Annotated in this window: 18 protein-coding genes; 7 read left to right on the plus strand and 11 right to left on the minus strand. The window is 37.4% G+C overall.

Annotated elements, in window-relative coordinates:
- Positions 1 to 6: 6 nt before the first annotated feature.
- From C9J29_RS03840 to C9J29_RS03850, 3 genes are all read right to left on the minus strand, one after another.
- Positions 7 to 5175, minus strand: a complete 5169-nt coding sequence (locus C9J29_RS03840; RefSeq protein ID WP_107921646.1) for a collagen binding domain-containing protein — start codon at positions 5173 to 5175, stop codon at positions 7 to 9.
- A gap of 372 nt (positions 5176 to 5547) precedes the next feature.
- On the minus strand, positions 5548 to 6855 hold the full coding sequence (locus C9J29_RS03845; RefSeq protein WP_107921647.1) for an HD domain-containing protein: 1308 nt from the start codon (positions 6853 to 6855) through the stop codon (positions 5548 to 5550).
- Between the two features lie 183 nt (positions 6856 to 7038).
- A complete protein-coding gene (locus C9J29_RS03850) occupies positions 7039 to 7266 on the minus strand; it encodes a YuzB family protein (protein WP_008179127.1) in 228 nt (75 codons plus the stop codon).
- A 236-nt stretch (positions 7267 to 7502) separates the two neighbouring features.
- On the opposite strand from C9J29_RS03850, the gene C9J29_RS03855 reads away from it, so the two are divergent.
- Positions 7503 to 8153: an RsfA family transcriptional regulator gene (locus C9J29_RS03855; RefSeq protein WP_025115432.1), complete on the plus strand. Its 651-nt coding sequence runs from the start codon at positions 7503 to 7505 to the stop codon at positions 8151 to 8153.
- A 38-nt stretch (positions 8154 to 8191) separates the two neighbouring features.
- Here C9J29_RS03855 and lipL read toward each other — a convergent pair whose 3' ends face one another.
- Positions 8192 to 9028: an octanoyl-[GcvH]:protein N-octanoyltransferase gene (lipL, locus tag C9J29_RS03860; protein ID WP_089986045.1), complete on the minus strand. Its 837-nt coding sequence runs from the start codon at positions 9026 to 9028 to the stop codon at positions 8192 to 8194.
- A gap of 155 nt (positions 9029 to 9183) precedes the next feature.
- Between lipL and hemQ the strand changes: the two genes are divergently transcribed.
- On the plus strand, positions 9184 to 9933 hold the full coding sequence (gene hemQ / locus C9J29_RS03865; RefSeq protein WP_089986044.1) for a hydrogen peroxide-dependent heme synthase: 750 nt from the start codon (positions 9184 to 9186) through the stop codon (positions 9931 to 9933).
- A gap of 45 nt (positions 9934 to 9978) precedes the next feature.
- Here the strand turns inward: hemQ and C9J29_RS03870 are convergent, their stop codons facing one another.
- Positions 9979 to 10161: a hypothetical protein gene (locus C9J29_RS03870; protein WP_008176013.1), complete on the minus strand. Its 183-nt coding sequence runs from the start codon at positions 10159 to 10161 to the stop codon at positions 9979 to 9981.
- A 160-nt stretch (positions 10162 to 10321) separates the two neighbouring features.
- Entirely contained in the window at positions 10322 to 10492 is a 171-nt protein-coding gene (locus tag C9J29_RS24165) for a hypothetical protein (RefSeq protein WP_008176015.1), read from the minus strand.
- A 246-nt stretch (positions 10493 to 10738) separates the two neighbouring features.
- Here C9J29_RS24165 and C9J29_RS03875 point away from each other — a divergent pair, with 246 nt between their 5' ends.
- Together C9J29_RS03875 and gerQ are read left to right on the plus strand one after the other, a co-directional pair.
- On the plus strand, positions 10739 to 11164 hold the full coding sequence (locus C9J29_RS03875) for a cell wall hydrolase (RefSeq protein ID WP_008176016.1): 426 nt from the start codon (positions 10739 to 10741) through the stop codon (positions 11162 to 11164).
- Positions 11165 to 11186: 22 nt separating this feature from the next.
- The gene (gene gerQ / locus C9J29_RS03880; protein ID WP_008176019.1) at positions 11187 to 11522 is read left to right on the plus strand and encodes a spore coat protein GerQ; all 336 of its coding nucleotides are present in this window, start codon (positions 11187 to 11189) and stop codon (positions 11520 to 11522) included.
- Between the two features lie 83 nt (positions 11523 to 11605).
- Here gerQ and C9J29_RS03885 read toward each other — a convergent pair whose 3' ends face one another.
- The 5 genes from C9J29_RS03885 to C9J29_RS03905 form a co-directional block, all read right to left on the minus strand.
- The gene (locus C9J29_RS03885; RefSeq protein ID WP_107921648.1) at positions 11606 to 12781 is read right to left on the minus strand and encodes an amidohydrolase; all 1176 of its coding nucleotides are present in this window, start codon (positions 12779 to 12781) and stop codon (positions 11606 to 11608) included.
- A 155-nt stretch (positions 12782 to 12936) separates the two neighbouring features.
- Positions 12937 to 13317: a DUF423 domain-containing protein gene (locus C9J29_RS03890; protein WP_008176022.1), complete on the minus strand. Its 381-nt coding sequence runs from the start codon at positions 13315 to 13317 to the stop codon at positions 12937 to 12939.
- 27 nt (positions 13318 to 13344) lie between these two features.
- On the minus strand, positions 13345 to 13614 hold the full coding sequence (locus tag C9J29_RS03895; RefSeq protein WP_008176024.1) for a YwdI family protein: 270 nt from the start codon (positions 13612 to 13614) through the stop codon (positions 13345 to 13347).
- Complete coding sequence (locus C9J29_RS24555) at positions 13611 to 13790, minus strand: uracil-DNA glycosylase (RefSeq protein ID WP_089986041.1); 180 nt, start codon at positions 13788 to 13790, stop codon at positions 13611 to 13613. The genes C9J29_RS03895 and C9J29_RS24555 overlap by 4 nt, the downstream gene beginning before the upstream one ends.
- Before the next feature lie 75 nt (positions 13791 to 13865).
- The gene (locus tag C9J29_RS03905; RefSeq protein WP_008176027.1) at positions 13866 to 14543 is read right to left on the minus strand and encodes a uracil-DNA glycosylase; all 678 of its coding nucleotides are present in this window, start codon (positions 14541 to 14543) and stop codon (positions 13866 to 13868) included.
- A gap of 174 nt (positions 14544 to 14717) precedes the next feature.
- Between C9J29_RS03905 and thiD the strand changes: the two genes are divergently transcribed.
- From thiD to C9J29_RS03920, 3 genes are all read left to right on the plus strand, one after another.
- Positions 14718 to 15548: a bifunctional hydroxymethylpyrimidine kinase/phosphomethylpyrimidine kinase gene (thiD, locus tag C9J29_RS03910; protein ID WP_090002926.1), complete on the plus strand. Its 831-nt coding sequence runs from the start codon at positions 14718 to 14720 to the stop codon at positions 15546 to 15548.
- Between the two features lie 337 nt (positions 15549 to 15885).
- The gene (locus C9J29_RS03915) at positions 15886 to 16167 is read left to right on the plus strand and encodes a hypothetical protein (RefSeq protein ID WP_089986038.1); all 282 of its coding nucleotides are present in this window, start codon (positions 15886 to 15888) and stop codon (positions 16165 to 16167) included.
- 625 nt (positions 16168 to 16792) lie between these two features.
- Complete coding sequence (locus C9J29_RS03920) at positions 16793 to 17143, plus strand: YojF family protein (protein ID WP_089986037.1); 351 nt, start codon at positions 16793 to 16795, stop codon at positions 17141 to 17143.
- Positions 17144 to 17151 lie beyond the last annotated feature (8 nt).

A 17151-nucleotide genomic window follows, 5' to 3' on the forward strand; every position in this document is an offset into this window, starting at 1 on the left:
TTTTGATTATATCTCTGTTGTACGGCGACGCATGAACCATATTGACCCAGCTACAAGAAGTAAGCCAACAAATACAAGAGCTGTTTGATTGGCTCCATCTGTTTGTGGTAATTTACCTTGTGCTCTTAGCTGTGCTTCTAAGCGCTCTGCATCCGCTTTGATTTTATTAATATCAATAGCTTGAGCCACCTCAGTCTGCTCATCTTTTGATAGTTTACTATATTTTTTCAGGAAATCTTTATAAGCATCCAACGTATCTTTAGTTACGTTTGATGGATTATACGGTGGTAATTGTTTCCCTTGATCAATAACATTTTGTACTGATGTGCCACCATTACCAGGAGTTGTAGGTTTGTTAGTATCTGGTTTTGGTTTATTTGGTTCAACTGGTTTGTTTGGATCTGGATTTGGTTTATTAGGACCAACTGGTTTCCCAGGATCCGGATTTGGTTTGTTTGGATCAACTGGCTTCTCTGGATCCGGATTTGGTTTGTTTGGATCAATCGGCTTCTCTGGATCTGGATTTGGTTTGTTTGGATCAACCGGCTGCCCTGGCTCTGATGTGGGATTATCAGGATCAGTTGGATTTGTTACAGGTGGTGTAGGCTGAATTTTAGCCTCACACGTATTACCTACTGTTACTGTACCAAGGATTGTAATACCATTCTCTTTGACAATATATTTACCAGGCCTAATTAATGAATTACTTATAGTAATTTGACCTATATTATTTGTTGTAAATTCTGTTGAACCATTCTCTTCTATTACTACACCAGCTTCATCTGTGAATGTTACTTTGACACCTTCACGAGGCTGACCATACATATTGTTAATCGTTAATGTAAAGTTTGGACACGCAGGGGCAATTGATAAGTCTACTTTACAAATTTGTTTGTAAGAAACTACAATTTCTCCTAAATAAACTTTATTGTCATAAACGTCATACTTACCTGCGGGTACATCTTTAGAAACAAATGTCATACTACCATCCGCTTCTAGAACTGTTGAAATAACGTTACCTTGTTTATCTTTAATAACAACGTCTTTCCCCGCCTTAATTAGGACATTATTTTCATCCTTTAACTCTACTGTAAAGCGCTCGCAGGCTGGTGTTTGTTGAACTTCTGCTTGGCAATTAATATTGCTGGAGAATTCCCCAATTTTATTGCCATCCTTATCAAATACACTATAAACACCTGGCTCTAAATCTTTTAATTCTACTTTACCGTCTTTTGTTTCTTCAGTAGCTACCGTTTTGCCATCTAAATCTTTAATCGTTACTTTCGTTTTATCTTCTATTAATTTTCCATCAACATCTTTGATCGTTAGTTCGAACGTTTCACATTTTGGTGCTTGTATAATTGTAAATTCATAACCACAGTTTTTCTTGTATGTCAGTGTAACTGTACCCAAAAATTGGTTACCCTCGTATATTGTGTATTCACCTGGTTTTACACCAGTAATAGGATCATTTGAATGAACAATAAACTTACCTACTGCGTCAGGAGATACCTTTGTCACTACTGTAGTCCCTTGTTTTAATGTTAATTCTAAAATATTTGTACGAATATTACCTTGACCATCTTTCACTACAATTGTGTAGTTTTCACATTTTGGCACTGGTTGAACTACAGCTTTACATCCACCATCATATTTCACTGTTACCTTTCCTAATTCACCTTCAACTGAATGAGTTACTGTATACTCACCAGCAGTAAAATAATTAGGTAATGTCACTTTGCCATTTGTTACTTTGTATGGTGCTGTTTCTGTACCATTGGGATCCTTTAATGTAACTGTACCTGTAGTAATGGAATGACCATCAATATCCTTAATTGCTATTTCGAATTGTGTACAACTACCACCAACTATTGGTGTCGTATTTACAATTTTTGTTATTAAGTCTGGCTGCTTATTTAGTGTCGTGTTTTCATCTAACTTAAATTTAAAATCAGACATTTTAGTATAACCAGTTGGTGGTGCTACTTCACGGATGAGATAGTCATTGTACGGCACATTTTCAAATGTGAATTCACCATTTGCATCTGTAGTAGCTGTTTGTATGATATATTCATTTGGTTTTGCAGTTTTTTTAATTAGTTGGAATTCAACACCAGCTAAATTTTCTTTAAATTGACCTGTAGCTGAATCGATGCCAATTTTTTTGAATTTGGCACTGCCTCGTGTTGACGAAAAATCTGATTCAGAGCTACTAAAGCTAAATTTACCCTTATAGTCACTCTCAGTTTTTTGATTAGCCTTTGTTTGCCCCGTATAATGCAATGTTGCTGTATTTTCTAATGCATCACCGATTTGGCCAAAGCCTATTGTTTTATACTGTACTTGATACCCTTTTCGATTTAAATCAGGGAATTCGAGGCTAAAGCCACCTTGAGTATCAAACTTGACAGTTACCCCTAATTGCAGAGGTGTTTTCCAGGTAGATCCATTTTGAATACCTGTTTTAGATACTGTGTATGGTGCTAATAGAATACTACTTTCCAATAACATTAAATTATTACCTGGTAAATCTGTTAAGATGACATTTTGACCTAAATCAGAATGAGATTTATTCACATCCAATGTCCAAGTAATTGTTTCTTTACTCGCGTTTTGTTGTGGTTTATTTTTTGTCACTAAATTGTTCGCTACATTCTCATCAATTTTTACTGGCGTTGATTCCAGCGTAAATTCTTGCGTACCTTTTGTTTTAAATGTGGCATCATTCGTATATACATTCCCTCTATCAGTAGACGTATCAGAACCAATACCTAAAATATGATCGTCATCCATTGTGTTATAACGAACAACATATGCTTGGTAGTTTATGTCTCCTGATAAGGAATCACTGAATGTTAATGTAAAGCCTTTATCTGTTTCCGCTGAAATTGTGTAATTATTCGAGTCAATCGGTGTAGTACCAATAGTTCCGCCTGTATCACTACCACCTAAATTAGTTAAAGGTAACACTTCAATTGTTCCCGGTAAATACTTATGTCCCACACCAACTGTATCAATTAAAATAGCTCCATTAATATCCTTTTTATTGATATTCACTTTTACATCCCATGTAAATTGCTGCGTGGAGTAGTTGAACGTTCCCGATTTACTGCCATTATTAACAGTAGTTGATTGTGGAATATAGCTCGCAGAAGCTGATTTTTCATATAATTTACCGCCACTTGTCCACTCTGTAGCAGCTGTATTTCCATACCCTTGCTTTTGTACAGTACCCTCATCACCAATTGCGAAGCTCGTTTGATAAGTGATAGTTGATGTACTACCTGCTGGTACGTTAATACCTGAAATTGTAAAGCCTTTTTTCTTATCTCCGGCAATTAGAGTATAAGAAGTTGCTATACCATTAAGCTTTACAGTGTTATCTATTAACTCATGCACCCCATCTGCAGCACCGGCTGTAAATGTATCTGTTAGTGTTAGGTTGTTAATTGGTTTAGTTGGATTATCAGATACAATGTTGATTGTCCATGTAATTACTTTTTTATCAAAATCAACTGTATATGATTTTTGTAATAGGTTTTCAGTAAGTACATAGTTTATATTCTTCTCTTTACCTGAACCGCTTGTCACACTATTATTAAACGGCCCTGCTTCATGTTCATAAAAATCCTGTTTACTATATTTCGCATCATACACAATTGTATAGGCATCTGAAATATCGTTATCAAAGGTTAATGTAAAGCTTTTAGCATTTCCAGTTGTAGGATTAATAGTAAATCCATTTGTTACTCTATTAGCTTCCGAAACTGTTGTCGCCACATTGCCAGCTGCATCATTCATTTTATAAACCTTAATGCTTGATGCATCGATTTCGTGAGGACCTTTAATTGTATCTATAACATATGCATCAGTTTGATCGATACTTAACAAATTATGATTGTAATCAATATGCCACTTTGTTTCGTAGTTTGTATTTTTATCTAACTTTTTATCTAGCGCTTTTCCATACGTAATGGTGTGCGTTGCCGTATTAGAAGATTCTATTTGTCCATCATTAGTAAATAGTACCTTGTTATTAAAGTTAACTACACCATCACGTTTATCCGCCTCTAATGTTACAGACGTTTTATACGTAATTTTATAGGCATACTTACCAGTCAGCGTACTTTCAATATCGCTCCAACTACCATTTGTCAGAACAATGTTTTCTGTACTTGTTCTCACACCATTAAGACCGACCTCATATTGATAAACATTTACGGAATTAGCCATAATTTCATGTGATGTTGGCTCGTCTGTTAAAGTTGGATTACTTAATAATTTACCTGCTTCATTAACCCATACCTGCCATTCCATCTCATGGTTACCATTTGCTGCAGGTGTAGGAGTCCCTAGTTTCTCCTTACTTACCTTTTTGTGGCTCGTTGAAGGTAAAAAAGTAAATTTAACTTTAATTATCTCACTACCGCCTGTGGCTGCAGGAATTTCCAGATCCTGCTCAATGTCGTCAGAAAGGTTATTAAAACCAGAATTGAATGTAATGGTTAAATCCTCTGGTTGAGAGCTTCCTGAGCCGGGCTCCATACCACTTAACTCTACACGAACTTTATTATCCGTAGTTACATAATTATATGTGATACCGTTTACTGTTTTGCTACCGGCGAATGCCCCGTCAAAATCAATTAACGACTGCGGCAATTGGAATTCAAACCAACTCCCGTCTCCCCAAGCTTCTGCTTGACTATCTTGCATTGGCACGGAAAATTTAACCGTGAAATTAGCTGTTGTATTTGGATCTAACTCTGTACCAAATTCACCTGCTCCAACTGTTTTTTCACCTATTTTCATTACAAATGATAATAGTGAAGCTGGAATTTCTTGAGGAACCAATGGTGAATTATCCACTGGCAATGTTTTAGCGGGTTCATCATCCACTTTTTCTTCTTCAGGAGCTTGGCCCTCAGGATCTTGCTCCTTGTTTTCATTTTCTTGCGGTGTTGTAGAAAGCTCTTCTTCACCTATGTTATCTTCTGAAAAATCTGTGTCATCGCTCACTGGTGTAGATGGATTTTTTTCCATTTCATCATCCGAACCATTGTCATTCACGACTGGTGGTGTCGAAAGGTCTTCAGATGCAAATACTGACAGTGGGCTGAGTAGTGTTTGGAACACTAACAACATGGTCAGCATAGCAATGTTCAATTTTTTTCTCATGACACTCCTCTTTTCTAATAGATAGAGAGCTTGATTGTTTACTACGACGATAGCTTTCTTTCATTTTCAGTTAAAGCCTGCCACAAACAATGGTGTCTCTCCTCCCTGAAATTAACTTGTCATTCTTGTGAATAAAAGCCAAATTGTATCCTAACATAGGACATAGGAATTAACAAATTATAGACTTTCCTGTATTTCATTTTAGATGCATTACTTTTGCGACGTATAAAACAACATACATCACCACCTTTTATCATTTTTGATACATTATAACTACAAGCACTGAACAGATTCTAAACAATCATCTAAACATACAAAAAAAACAGTAAACATCGCTCCTTTGAACGTGTTTACTGCTTTCTATTTCATATTTTATTTTCCGTCTCTTCTCAACAAAGTTAATATTCTCTGTTTAATGGTTGAATGCATTGAATCATCTTCTAAAAAATCTAAAGGGAAATATATTTTATGGTCACGCTTCATCCGACCTGAAATGGAATCAACAATAATTGATTCACGTGAAAGCTCACGTAGTTCACCATTTTTCATTTCTAGGAAAATCGGCACGCGCACTTCCTCTTCACCAGGTCTGTAAAAATCATACGGCAGATCTGCCGTTGTATCATGAACAAGATAATAGTCTGGGTTCAAGTCTGCCTCTTTGAAAAGTTCCTGTAGTTTTTGATATTTATCAAGCTCTACTCCTGGATCTAAATCAATGTATTGGAATAGCTTACGATTAACAAAGCGACGACTTAAATCACTTAGAATAGTATCTTCCTCTTGCATCCATAGTTGAAAATATGTAAAAAGAATACTCTCATCTAAGGCAAGATAATCCTCGAGCGTAATTGCGTTACGGAAAAATGCTAGGAAGTGTGTAGGTTCATGCTTAAATATATAGCCTTCCAAGCTCAATTGTTTTACTCGTTTTAAAATTTTATTTAAAATCACCTCTGCACTTCGTGACACAGGATGGAAGTAAATTTGTAAGTACATTTGATAGCGACTCATAATATAATCTTCTACTGCATGCATACCAGTAGCTTTTATGACCACTTGGTTTTTTCGAGGACGCATTACTCTTAAAATCCGCTCCATATCAAAGTGACCATAACTAACGCCAGTAAAATAAGCATCACGTTGTAGATAATCCATACGATCCGCATCAATTTGGCTTGAAATTAAGCTAATGACTTGTTTGTTTGGATATGTCTTTTCGATTACTTGTGATACCTTTTCAGGAAAATCAGCTGCCACTTTTTTCAACACAGCATTGACTTCCGTATCACCCAATAAAATTTCTCTCGTATAATATTCATGATCCAGCTCAAAGACATTTTCAAATGCATGTGAGAATGGCCCATGTCCTAAATCATGTAGGAGTGCCGCACATAGCACTAAAAGTCGTTCACCCTCATCCCAATCTGGACGACCAACAAAGATATCATCCACTATACGGCGTACTATTTCATAAACACCAAGCGAATGGCTAAAGCGGCTGTGTTCCGCCCCATGAAAGACTAAAAATGTGGTACCAAGCTGACGAATTCTACGTAAACGCTGAAATTCTCTTGTACCTACTAAATCCCATATCACTTGGTCTCGAACATGTACATAACGGTGAACAGGGTCTTTAAATACCTTTTCTTCTTGTAATTTAGCGTTTGCATATGTCATTTGTATAGCACCCCCATTTTGTTATAGTTCTATTATATGCGATAAATCTAGGACTAGCATACTTATTCACTTTTTTCTATAGATACTAACAACCTTTTTCAATCATATTCACAATTATTCTAAATTTCTATTGAATAAATGAACAAAAAGCTTTCTCCAACCAAGTAGAGACAGCTTTTTGTTTTACTTATTCTTTAATTTTGTTAAAACCTTTTCCATTAGTTCTTCTTCTGTTAACGCAGCAACAGGGCGGCTATTTACGAAGGTAAATGTTTTTTTGCGTCCTGGACCACAATAAGAATGACAGCCAATTTCGATGGTTGCATCAGGATCGATTTCCTTTAATTTTGGAATTAACGTTTTTAAGTTAACGGCCTGACATTCATCGCAAACTTTAAACTCGTTTGCCATCTTGTCAACAACCCTTTCTATATAGTATTTTTCAAACAAAAACCGCTCGCTCTATGGAACGTATGACCTTCACATATTTAAGTATGCAGCATACGTACAAACCTACAACGGGTATTGTATCGTACTTTTCCCCTTCTATTCAAGCATAATTCCTTTCACATGGATGAATAAAAGGTTAAAAGATTGGTCATGCTAGTCTTAAATAATAAGTTCCAAAAAAGGTGGAGGTTTTTAATATGAGTAAAATCAGACAAGATGCTTGGTTAGAAGAAAATGATGAATTATTAGCAGAGGCGGTCATTCGTCACGTAACGGAGGGAAGCACACAGCTAAACGCTTTTGAAGAAGCTGGTGATGCGTTAAATCGTACGGCTGCAGCCTGTGGTTTCCGTTGGAATGCTGTTGTTCGGAAAGAATATGAAGAACAATTGGCAGAGGCTAAAAAAGAAAGAAAAGAAAGAATGCGAGTGTTAGGAGCTCCTGCAAGACGTCGCACTTCTAGTATGTTTACAGTAAATAGTAGTGCAGCAGAAGGAAAATCAATTCCGCTATCTGCTCTTTCTCTTGATATTGTTATAGCTTATTTACTACGTTTACAGCATTCTGGTGAAGTAGGAAATGAATCTTCAAAATGGAGACAACTTGTTCATGTAACATCAGAGAAAAATAAAAAACTAGAGAAAACAATTACAAAGCTCGAAGAAGAAAACCGAGCAATCCGCAAAGATTACGAACAATTCGTTCAAATTATGAATCGTGCTAGACGACTTGTTACATTAGATGAAGAGGAAGAACGTGTTGCACCAGTTTTTAAAATGGAGAAAAACGGAAATCTCGTAGTAAGTAGTTCTAATTTCCAGCCTGAAAATGGCGATGCGCTTAATTAGCAGCATCGCCTTTTTTTTATGTGTGTTAATAGTAGTCTCTATTCATGTCGTTCTAGCATTTTGGCATTACGCTCAAAAACACGCTTTAAATAGAAACCGTATAATGTTAATTCTTCGTCATGAAAAGATTCTGGATGTACATTTCCACCTAAGTGATGAAGGTATTGCTGTAGACGAATAACGACTGCCTCTACTGTTAAATGTGGATCGACAAGCTCCGATAATGATGCCATGACTTCAGGAACGATTTGTGGATAAGTAAATTTCGTCTCTTCCTGCTGTAAGCTTTCCTCGTAAAAATCTCGAATAAGGGCAGCACGCTGTGAGCCGCTACCTTCTATACATAAATAGATTTGTACAGCTACACCTTGGCGTAAACGCCTTTGTGAAATCCCTGCAAACTTTTTCCCTTCAATACTTAGATCATACGAACCGGGGCAATATGAGCCTACTATTTCATAGGCTTCAATCTTCTCAGCCACCTCTGGAAATAAACCTTTGACGAGGTCGACCATCACATCATAGCCATCATTTATGCTTAAAGAATTCATTTGCTCAGATAATACAATGGAAATGTTTAGAACCCCTTCATCAAGGACAACAGCTAATCCACCTGAATTCCGAACGATAGGTTGATAACCTCTCGATTTCAGTAAATCCATTCCCTGCTGTACATATGGTAAACGATGATCTTGGATGCCAAGCACAACAGATGCCTCGTGAACCCATGTCCGAACAGTTGGTGGTGATACTAATTGTCCAACTAGCTGGCACAACGTATCATCGGTTGCAAAGGATTCTAACGGAGATCGCTGCTTTGCGCTAATTGATTGATCATAATAACGCCAATTTGGCTGCTGTAAAATACTTTTCATATTGGTACTCCTCTAATTCCATCTCTTCTCTTTAGCATACATCATCTAAAGTTGGTGTCAAATTCGTGAAAACCATTCATGAACTTAGGGATTTTGCACAAACTATGATAAACTAATTTTGAATAGTATTCACTTATAAAGGAGTGTTTTCAATAATGAATGAAGCAGCAATTACGTTAGATGGATGGTACGCTTTACATGATTTTCGCTCAATTGATTGGGCTTCATGGAAGCTCGTTTCTGCTGAAGAACGTCAAGCAGCAGTAGAAGAATTTCTTGCTTATTTAGAGAAATTAAATGAAGCAGATCTCGCTAAAACAGGTGCTCATGCCTTCTATGCAATCGTTGGTCAAAAGGCTGACTTTATGATTATGACATTGCGTGAAACAATGGATGAGCTACAAGAGCTTGAAGCAGAATTTAATAAATTAGCCATTGCTGATTTTACAATTCCTACATACTCTTATGTATCTGTTGTTGAGCTTTCAAACTATTTAGCTGGTGAATCAAATGAAGATCCATACCAAAATCCACATGTACGTGCACGTCTATACCCTGAGCTTCCTCGTTCTAAATATGTGTGCTTCTACCCTATGGATAAACGCCGTCAAGGGAATGATAACTGGTACATGCTATCAATGGATGAGCGTAAATCATTAATGCGTTCTCATGGTATGATTGGTCGCGGTTATGCTGGTAAAGTAAAGCAAATTATTACAGGCTCTGTTGGCTTTGATGATCACGAGTGGGGCGTTACATTATTTGCTGATGACGTTTTACAATTCAAAAAATTAGTGTATGAAATGCGCTTTGATGAAGTATCTGCTCGCTATGGTGAGTTTGGTGCATTCTTCGTCGGAAATCTACTTGATAACGATAAATTAGTTACATTCTTAACGGTTTAATACGTACATTAAAAAATGCGGGTCCCTAGTGAGGACTCGCATTTTTTAAATTTCGTTTTCTTCCGCATTCTCAGCTTCAAATATTAAGATGATTGTATGAATAAAAAATCCGGTAAGAATCATCAGAAAGACCAAATACCAATTATACGGCTGATGATAGTATTCTGCTATCCCGACTGCCATAAAGGCACTAATAATTATTGCTACAAACATACTAAAAATACGCATTGTAACGCTCCTTCATGAAAGCAAAAATAAATTCAACCTTAGTATGTCTCTGAATATCGTTACTATACTGGCTAAGCAAAATTATCTATAAAATAAAAAAGTGCCATCCCTCTGCGATGACACTTCCTTAATCATTGAATTTACTTTTTTTCATATTTCCTCAAGAGCTTTCGTCCTTTACTTTTAAAATTAAGATGATCGTTTGAATAAAAAAACCAATCACTATTATTAAAATAAATAGATACCAATGGAGCGGCTGTCCATAATACTCCCCTAGTAAAAAGGCCAGCACCGCACTTAGTAATATCCCAAACCATACCCCTATTTCCATAAGTAATCACCTCACATGTACGGCCTACACATGCAATTTATTGATCTCCTATTCCCCTATTTATACCTTTTTCTATTTACCCAATTTTTCATAAACGTTATCTAATATGAATGGCTTTTAGATTATTTTTTACGGACTTGTCGTTATTACTACTATATGCGTAGTACCTTTGTTGTGTGAATTTCTTTCTTCACAAAATTGAACATGTCTACAATACCATCATGCATATACTGACAGCGAGGAGGTATGAAAATCGCTGTTATTAAGACGAATGATGCCCAGACAGCCCTGCTAGCAAGGCTTATGCGTGCCGAGGCAGAAGGCGAAGGTGAGTTAGGCATGCTGATGGTTGGGAATGTTGGCGTTAATCGTGTAAGGGGTGATTGTTTAGATTTTGGTGATATTCGAACAATTGAACAGATGGTTTATCAGCGTCCAGGTGGCTTTGAAGCAACTCAAAAAAGTTATTTTTATCAACGAGCACGTGATCAAGATATCCGGTTAGCCAAAAGGGTGATTCAAGGCGAAAGATTTCATCCAGCTAACCGTTCCTTGTGGTTTTTCATGCCGGCGGGCGATTGTCCTGCACAATGGTATGGCCAATGGAATACAGGCAGATACAAATCTCATTGCTTCTTCTCGCCAACTGAAGAAGATTGTCCTCAAATTTAAAAAGAAAGTAGGTTGATTATTGATGATGCCTTATTATTGGACACCAACAACGCAACAACAAATGACTCCTCCTCCAGTCACAATCCCGACCGGACGACCACCAGGCCGCGAAGAGTCCTATATAGAAAATATTTTACGGTTGAATCGCGGAAAACCAGCTACCTTCCATTTTTCTTTTGAGCATGCAGTGGAACAAGGCAAAAACACAAAAACTGTGCGTGGTGTAGTAGAGGCTGCTGGACGAGATCATGTTATCATTCGTGAACTTAAATCCAATCATCGCTTCTTATTCCCAATGATTTACTTCGATTTTGCTGAATATGATGAAGAAATGGCTTATTTTAATCAAAATCCATAATCGCTATATTGTATCTTAAAAATCCGCAATACTCTCACTGACAACAGTCGATGAGAGTATGCGGATTTTTAACTTGCGCTAGATTAATATTCTTTTAAATATTCCAATGTAGCTTTTCCTAAAGTTTTAGCAGCTATTAGCATTGCACGTTCATCAAAATTAAAGCGCGCGTGATGATGTGGATAAGCTGTTTCCCATTCTGGACTTTTCGCACCTGTGAAGAAGAATGTACCAGGTACTTTTTCTAAATAATATGCAAAATCCTCTCCAACCATAAACGGTGGACAAGTTTTCACTTGCTCTACACCTGGGACAGTTGACGCTAACTGTGCTACAAACTCCTTTTCCTTCTGATGGTTATACACAGGTGGATAACCTCTTGTATAACGGTATTCATAGCTTGCTCCAAAGGCTAGACAAGTGGCGTTTAGAACGGCTTCTAGCTCCTGCTCCATCTGTGTGCGCACATCTTCCTCAAAGGTGCGAATTGTGCCTGCCAATTTAACACGATCAGCAATCACATTAAACGGATTAATTGCCTCGAAATGACCAATTGTTAAAACGGCTGACTTTAATGGATCAATACGTCTTGAGATAAGTTGTTGTGCGCTGATTACAAACTGCGAGGCAAGAGTAACTGCATCAATGGAGTGATGTGGTTCGGCACCATGGCCACCCTTCCCTTGAATAGCAATTTCTACTTTGTCTGCAGCTGCCATAATGGCGCCGTCTTTCACTAAAATTTCCCCTATCGGAGTGGGAGCCCAGAGATGTGTACCAAAAATAACATCTACACCATCTAAACACCCATCCTCTATCATCGACTTGGCCCCACCTGGTGCCACCTCTTCAGCGTGCTGATGAATAAATATAATATTTCCTGTGATTTCAGATTTCATTTTATTGAGTGCCTTAGCTAATCCTAGTAATGTTGCTGTATGACCATCATGCCCGCAAGCATGCATTTTACCCGCGACCTTTGATTTATAAGGTAAATCATTTTCCTCCTGGATCGCTAATGCATCAAAATCAGCCCGTAACGCCACTGTTTTTCCTGGCCTTGCACCACGTAGCACGGCAACTACACCTCTTCCACCTACCCCTTCACGAACCTCATGACCCAATTCTTTATGATAGGCAGCTATATAGGCTGGTGTCTCCACTTCTTCAAAGGATAATTCAGGATATTCGTGCAAGTGACGACGAATCCCTACCATCTCTTCATAATTCTCATCTATTAAAGTAAATAGCTTTTCCATCCTACACAACCTCTCTTTTTGTATTTTCGAAATATTGCAAGTAATAGTAGTAGTGTACTATAAATTCTTACAAAAAGAATAGGATTTAAATCGTAATCTTACAAAATAAAGAAAAAACCCTCCTACAAATCATGTAAGAGAGTCCTAATTTTAAATTAACGAGCATGTTTTAAAGCCGATAAAATAATAAGTATCCATCCAATTAAAAATAGTACACCACCAATTGGTGTAATCGCGCCCAATACTTTAATACCACTAATCGCTAATACGTATAAGCTACCAGAAAAGAAGACAATCCCAAAATTAAAGAAAATTCCTGCCAAATTCAATTGCTTCACTTCACCAAATAATTTAGAACTCATTAATAGTCCGATTACTAACAAACCAGTAGCATGGAACATTTGATATTGAACAGCCGTCTCCCAAATACCTTGACTATAATCATCTAAAATTTCCTTTAAAGCGTGTGCACCAAATGCACCAAAGGCTACTGCTAATAGGCCATGGAGAGCCCCTGTCACGATAAATTTTTTCATTGCGCGTTACCCTACCTTTAATATTGATTAAAAATCAAAAATTGAATCACCATTGGCTCCATCTTCTTCAATTTTGGATGTAGATAAACTAGATGGCTTCATCTCTGATACAAGCATTTGTGGTAAATGCTTAGAAGGTGTTGTGATAGATGGCGTATTACTAGGAGAATCTAACACCACATCACATAATGCTCGAATTGCTGTAAGAGCTTCGCGGATCTGCTGATCATTCCCTGCATTTTTTGCACCAGATAATTGTTTTTCAAGTTGTTGTATAACGGCTTGATAAGGAATCATTGCATTCTCCTACTTTCTACTTTTGGTACAAATTTTAAACATTCCATACCTGAGGATTGTTTCACGACAACGGATGGAATTTGTTTTGTTTTAAAGCCATATGCGACACAGGCACGTGGAGTCTGAGGGTCCCAGGTTACTTTAAAAAAATGACATTGAAAACAATTCGTCTTCATCGTTGTCCCTCTCTTTCATCTATCTTAACTGTATCACGATTTATGTAGTGTATAAAGTAAACGATTTGTGCCAATCTATGCTAAACACCAATCAATTGGTTGTTTACCCCATTCTACTAATTGTTGATTAATCTTTGAATAAGGTTTACTCCCAAAGAATCCTCGATAAGCACTTAATGGGCTAGGATGTGGTGCTTCTAATATGACATGTGGCGTGTCATATTTGCGTATCAACTGTTTTTTTCGTTGCGCAGGCTTACCCCACAGTACAAAAATAAGTGGTTCCTCTCTTGCAGCTAGCTTATCGATAACCGCATCAGTGAACTGCTCCCAACCTTGATCTTTATGGGAATTTGCCTGTCCAGCTCGCACGGTAAGAACTGTGTTCAAAAGCATAACACCTTGTTCTGCCCACTTCGTCAAAGTTCCATCTTTAGGAATTGAACAGCCGAGATCATCTTGTAGCTCTTGTAGCATATTTCGTAAGCTAGGTGGATGGGGAATACCTGGCTTGACAGAAAAGCTTAACCCATGCGCTTGATTAGGGCCATGATATGGGTCTTGTCCTAAAATAATGACCTTCACATGTTGATATGCTGTTGTATAAAATGCATTCATTACATCCTGCATAGGAGGATAAATAGTGTGCGTTGAATATTCATTAGCAATAAATTGACGTAATGTGTGATAGTATGGTTTTTCTAACTCTGCTGCAAGTATTTCTTGCCAATCATTCGGGAATACTTGTTTCATCGTCCTTTAAGCCCCTTTCTTTTCTTACAACGGTACAAAAAATCATCCATGAATTCAAGTCTCAGCACAAACTGACCATATAAAAATATCAAATTCTGACTATTTTTATAGAATCAGAATAAGACTATACTAAATGGTAATTTTAACACTCTTAACAATAAAGGAGATCTTTTCATGACTCTAAAAAAAACATTAACAATTGCTGGTTCTGATACATCCGGCGGCGCAGGTATGCAGGCCGATCTTAAAACATTTCAAGAGCACGGTACATACGGTATGGTGGCTTTAACAGTTGTCGTAACAATGGACCCAAATGGTTGGACACATAATGTCACACCATTACCAACTGAACTTCTACAAAAACAAATTGATACTGCCCTTTCAACAGGAATTGATGCTATTAAAACAGGCATGCTATCTACGGAAGAGATTATTCGTCTTGCTGGAGAGGCTATTGCAAAATCAGGGACGACAAACGTTGTCATTGATCCTGTGATGGTTTGTAAAGGGGACGATGAAGTCCTAAACCCTGGCAACACAGATGCTATGATACAACATCTTCTACCATTAGCAGCAGTCACAACACCTAATCTTTTTGAAGCTGGCCAATTGGCTGGGACAGGTACGCCCAAAACGATTGATGAGATGAAAACAGCCGCACGAAAAATCCACGAGCTTGGGGCTAAGGCTGTAGTCATTAAAGGTGGAAAAGCATTAGCTACAGAAAAAGCAACAGACCTATTCTTCGATGGAGAAGCATTTTACTTATTAGAATCCGAAAAAGTTGCTTCCACTAATAATCACGGTGCAGGCTGCACTTTTGCAGCTTCTATTACTGCAAATCTCGCAAATGGATTGTCTGTTATGGATTCTGTTATTGAAGCAAAAGAGTTTGTATCCGCAGCCATTGCACATGGTTGGGCTCTTAACGACTATGTTGGTCCCGTCATGCATGGAGCAAAGTCCCGCTTTGGTGCTCCACAAATAACAGTCACTGAAATTTAACATTGAAAGGGATGTCTCTAAGATTATGAAGACATCCCTCTTTTACATATCCTCCAATGGATCAGTCATGAAAATAAGTTTGCCTAGAGCCACTCCCTATTTCTGCACAAAGGGGTCAATGAAGGTTTCTTGTTTTCATTACATGCTACGAAGGTTACTATCGTAGTCACCTCAATCATGTTCACATCCATGCTCCCTAAAATGATTCTAATACCTAAATATTACAAACAAATAATGCGTTAATTTCTAGAAATCCCGCTGAATAAAGATAAAAAAATGGACAAGATACGTTAGGACTTCATCCCCCATATATTAGCTTTAGATGGGAGGGGAAAAGATGAAAAAACAAAAGGCAGAGGACTTAACTGAGGAATCAGGTTTATTAGCTGGAGAAATAACCTCTTCAAAAGTAGAAGTACTAGCTTCCATTGTCTTAACACTCGGCTACTCATTGTCCACCCTCGCCACAATAATGGCACTCCAGGAGGAAGAGGAACTAGCACAAGAAAAAAAGACCAAAAATGAAGATCAAAATCTTTATATGAGACAAATGTTTAAACAATTGCAAAGTGTCAATAATCGTTTAGAAACAATCGAAAGAAAGCTTAATCGATACTAAAAAATACATAGCCTATCCATAAACTCAATAAAAAACCGCGCTTCTCCGTCATAAAGAGAAACGCGGTTTTTTATTATACTATGATAATGAGCTTCATTCTTCTCCCTTTTACACACAGCACGATGTAAGATGCTGGAGGAACGTCATCTATTGTACCAAGATAGAATTCGTTTTCACCTAGTTTTACCATCCTTCAGCATTTAGTGCTGTCTACACACGATTTTGGAAGAAGCTATGGTTACAATATCTTTTCAGGTGTGAAACCGTATACAAAATGACACATTTTGTACATATATTTTCACACCCCTTATATTGATACATTACAATAATTTTTTCAAGAATATTGCTCGGAAATTCGTCATAGATTAATAGTTAATGATTCACCCTTCCATGATTTAGTAGAAGATTGCCTACTCTAGAAGGTAGTGGATGAATCTGGATAAGCCTCTGTCGGAAGACAAAGATTTTGAGTAGTCGTGGCAATGAAGCTCTTAAAAATCTTGGTGGCCTTATGTGAAGGTATAAGTTTTACAACTCATTAATTTGTACGTATGAAGCAATCAATTTCCCTTTGCTAATTTTTTTTACTATACTTAAAGGAGAAATGATCGAGAGGAGTGTTAAGATGCAAGAAGTACAAGTAGAGACGTTGCAAGAATTACTAAATTCTTTCGCCAACAAAGACGTTTATATTCATCTTGAGACGACAAACGGATCTTATGCAGCACACTATGATGAAAAGTTCTTTAATGCAGGTGCCTTTATACGCAACGCAAAAATTAATTATGAACTTGCTAAAGTTGTAGACAAGACACCTCATCGTGTTGGGTTAAAATTACCTCATGGCTGGGTTTATGCGCAAGGCATTACTCATTATGAATTAGATGATTTAGGCCGTTTATTAATGGCTGGTTTAGATTACTCTGGAAAATTGGCGATTGCACTTGAAATAAGTGAAGCGCCATTTACTTACTAAGGGGGACG

This window comes from Lysinibacillus fusiformis, from assembly GCF_003049525.1.
GTDB classification, from domain to species: Bacteria; Bacillota; Bacilli; order Bacillales_A; family Planococcaceae; genus Lysinibacillus; species Lysinibacillus fusiformis.

Coding starts and splice junctions, on each gene's coding strand:
- C9J29_RS03905 (WP_008176027.1), bottom strand. CDS start 14,543: ATGAAACAAGTATTCCCGAATGATTGGCAAGAAATACTTGCAGCAGAG.
- C9J29_RS24165 (WP_008176015.1), bottom strand. CDS start 10,492: ATGGAAATAGGGGTATGGTTTGGGATATTACTAAGTGCGGTGCTGGCC.
- gerQ (WP_008176019.1), top strand. CDS start 11,187: ATGATGCCTTATTATTGGACACCAACAACGCAACAACAAATGACTCCT.
- C9J29_RS03895 (WP_008176024.1), bottom strand. CDS start 13,614: ATGATTCCTTATCAAGCCGTTATACAACAACTTGAAAAACAATTATCT.
- C9J29_RS03890 (WP_008176022.1), bottom strand. CDS start 13,317: ATGAAAAAATTTATCGTGACAGGGGCTCTCCATGGCCTATTAGCAGTA.
- C9J29_RS03845 (WP_107921647.1), bottom strand. CDS start 6,855: ATGACATATGCAAACGCTAAATTACAAGAAGAAAAGGTATTTAAAGAC.
- C9J29_RS03875 (WP_008176016.1), top strand. CDS start 10,739: ATGAAAATCGCTGTTATTAAGACGAATGATGCCCAGACAGCCCTGCTA.
- thiD (WP_090002926.1), top strand. CDS start 14,718: ATGACTCTAAAAAAAACATTAACAATTGCTGGTTCTGATACATCCGGC.
- C9J29_RS03885 (WP_107921648.1), bottom strand. CDS start 12,781: ATGGAAAAGCTATTTACTTTAATAGATGAGAATTATGAAGAGATGGTA.
- C9J29_RS03855 (WP_025115432.1), top strand. CDS start 7,503: ATGAGTAAAATCAGACAAGATGCTTGGTTAGAAGAAAATGATGAATTA.
- lipL (WP_089986045.1), bottom strand. CDS start 9,028: ATGAAAAGTATTTTACAGCAGCCAAATTGGCGTTATTATGATCAATCA.
- hemQ (WP_089986044.1), top strand. CDS start 9,184: ATGAATGAAGCAGCAATTACGTTAGATGGATGGTACGCTTTACATGAT.
- C9J29_RS03850 (WP_008179127.1), bottom strand. CDS start 7,266: ATGGCAAACGAGTTTAAAGTTTGCGATGAATGTCAGGCCGTTAACTTA.
- C9J29_RS03840 (WP_107921646.1), bottom strand. CDS start 5,175: ATGAGAAAAAAATTGAACATTGCTATGCTGACCATGTTGTTAGTGTTC.
- C9J29_RS03920 (WP_089986037.1), top strand. CDS start 16,793: ATGCAAGAAGTACAAGTAGAGACGTTGCAAGAATTACTAAATTCTTTC.
- C9J29_RS03870 (WP_008176013.1), bottom strand. CDS start 10,161: ATGCGTATTTTTAGTATGTTTGTAGCAATAATTATTAGTGCCTTTATG.
- C9J29_RS03915 (WP_089986038.1), top strand. CDS start 15,886: ATGAAAAAACAAAAGGCAGAGGACTTAACTGAGGAATCAGGTTTATTA.
- C9J29_RS24555 (WP_089986041.1), bottom strand. CDS start 13,790: ATGAAGACGAATTGTTTTCAATGTCATTTTTTTAAAGTAACCTGGGAC.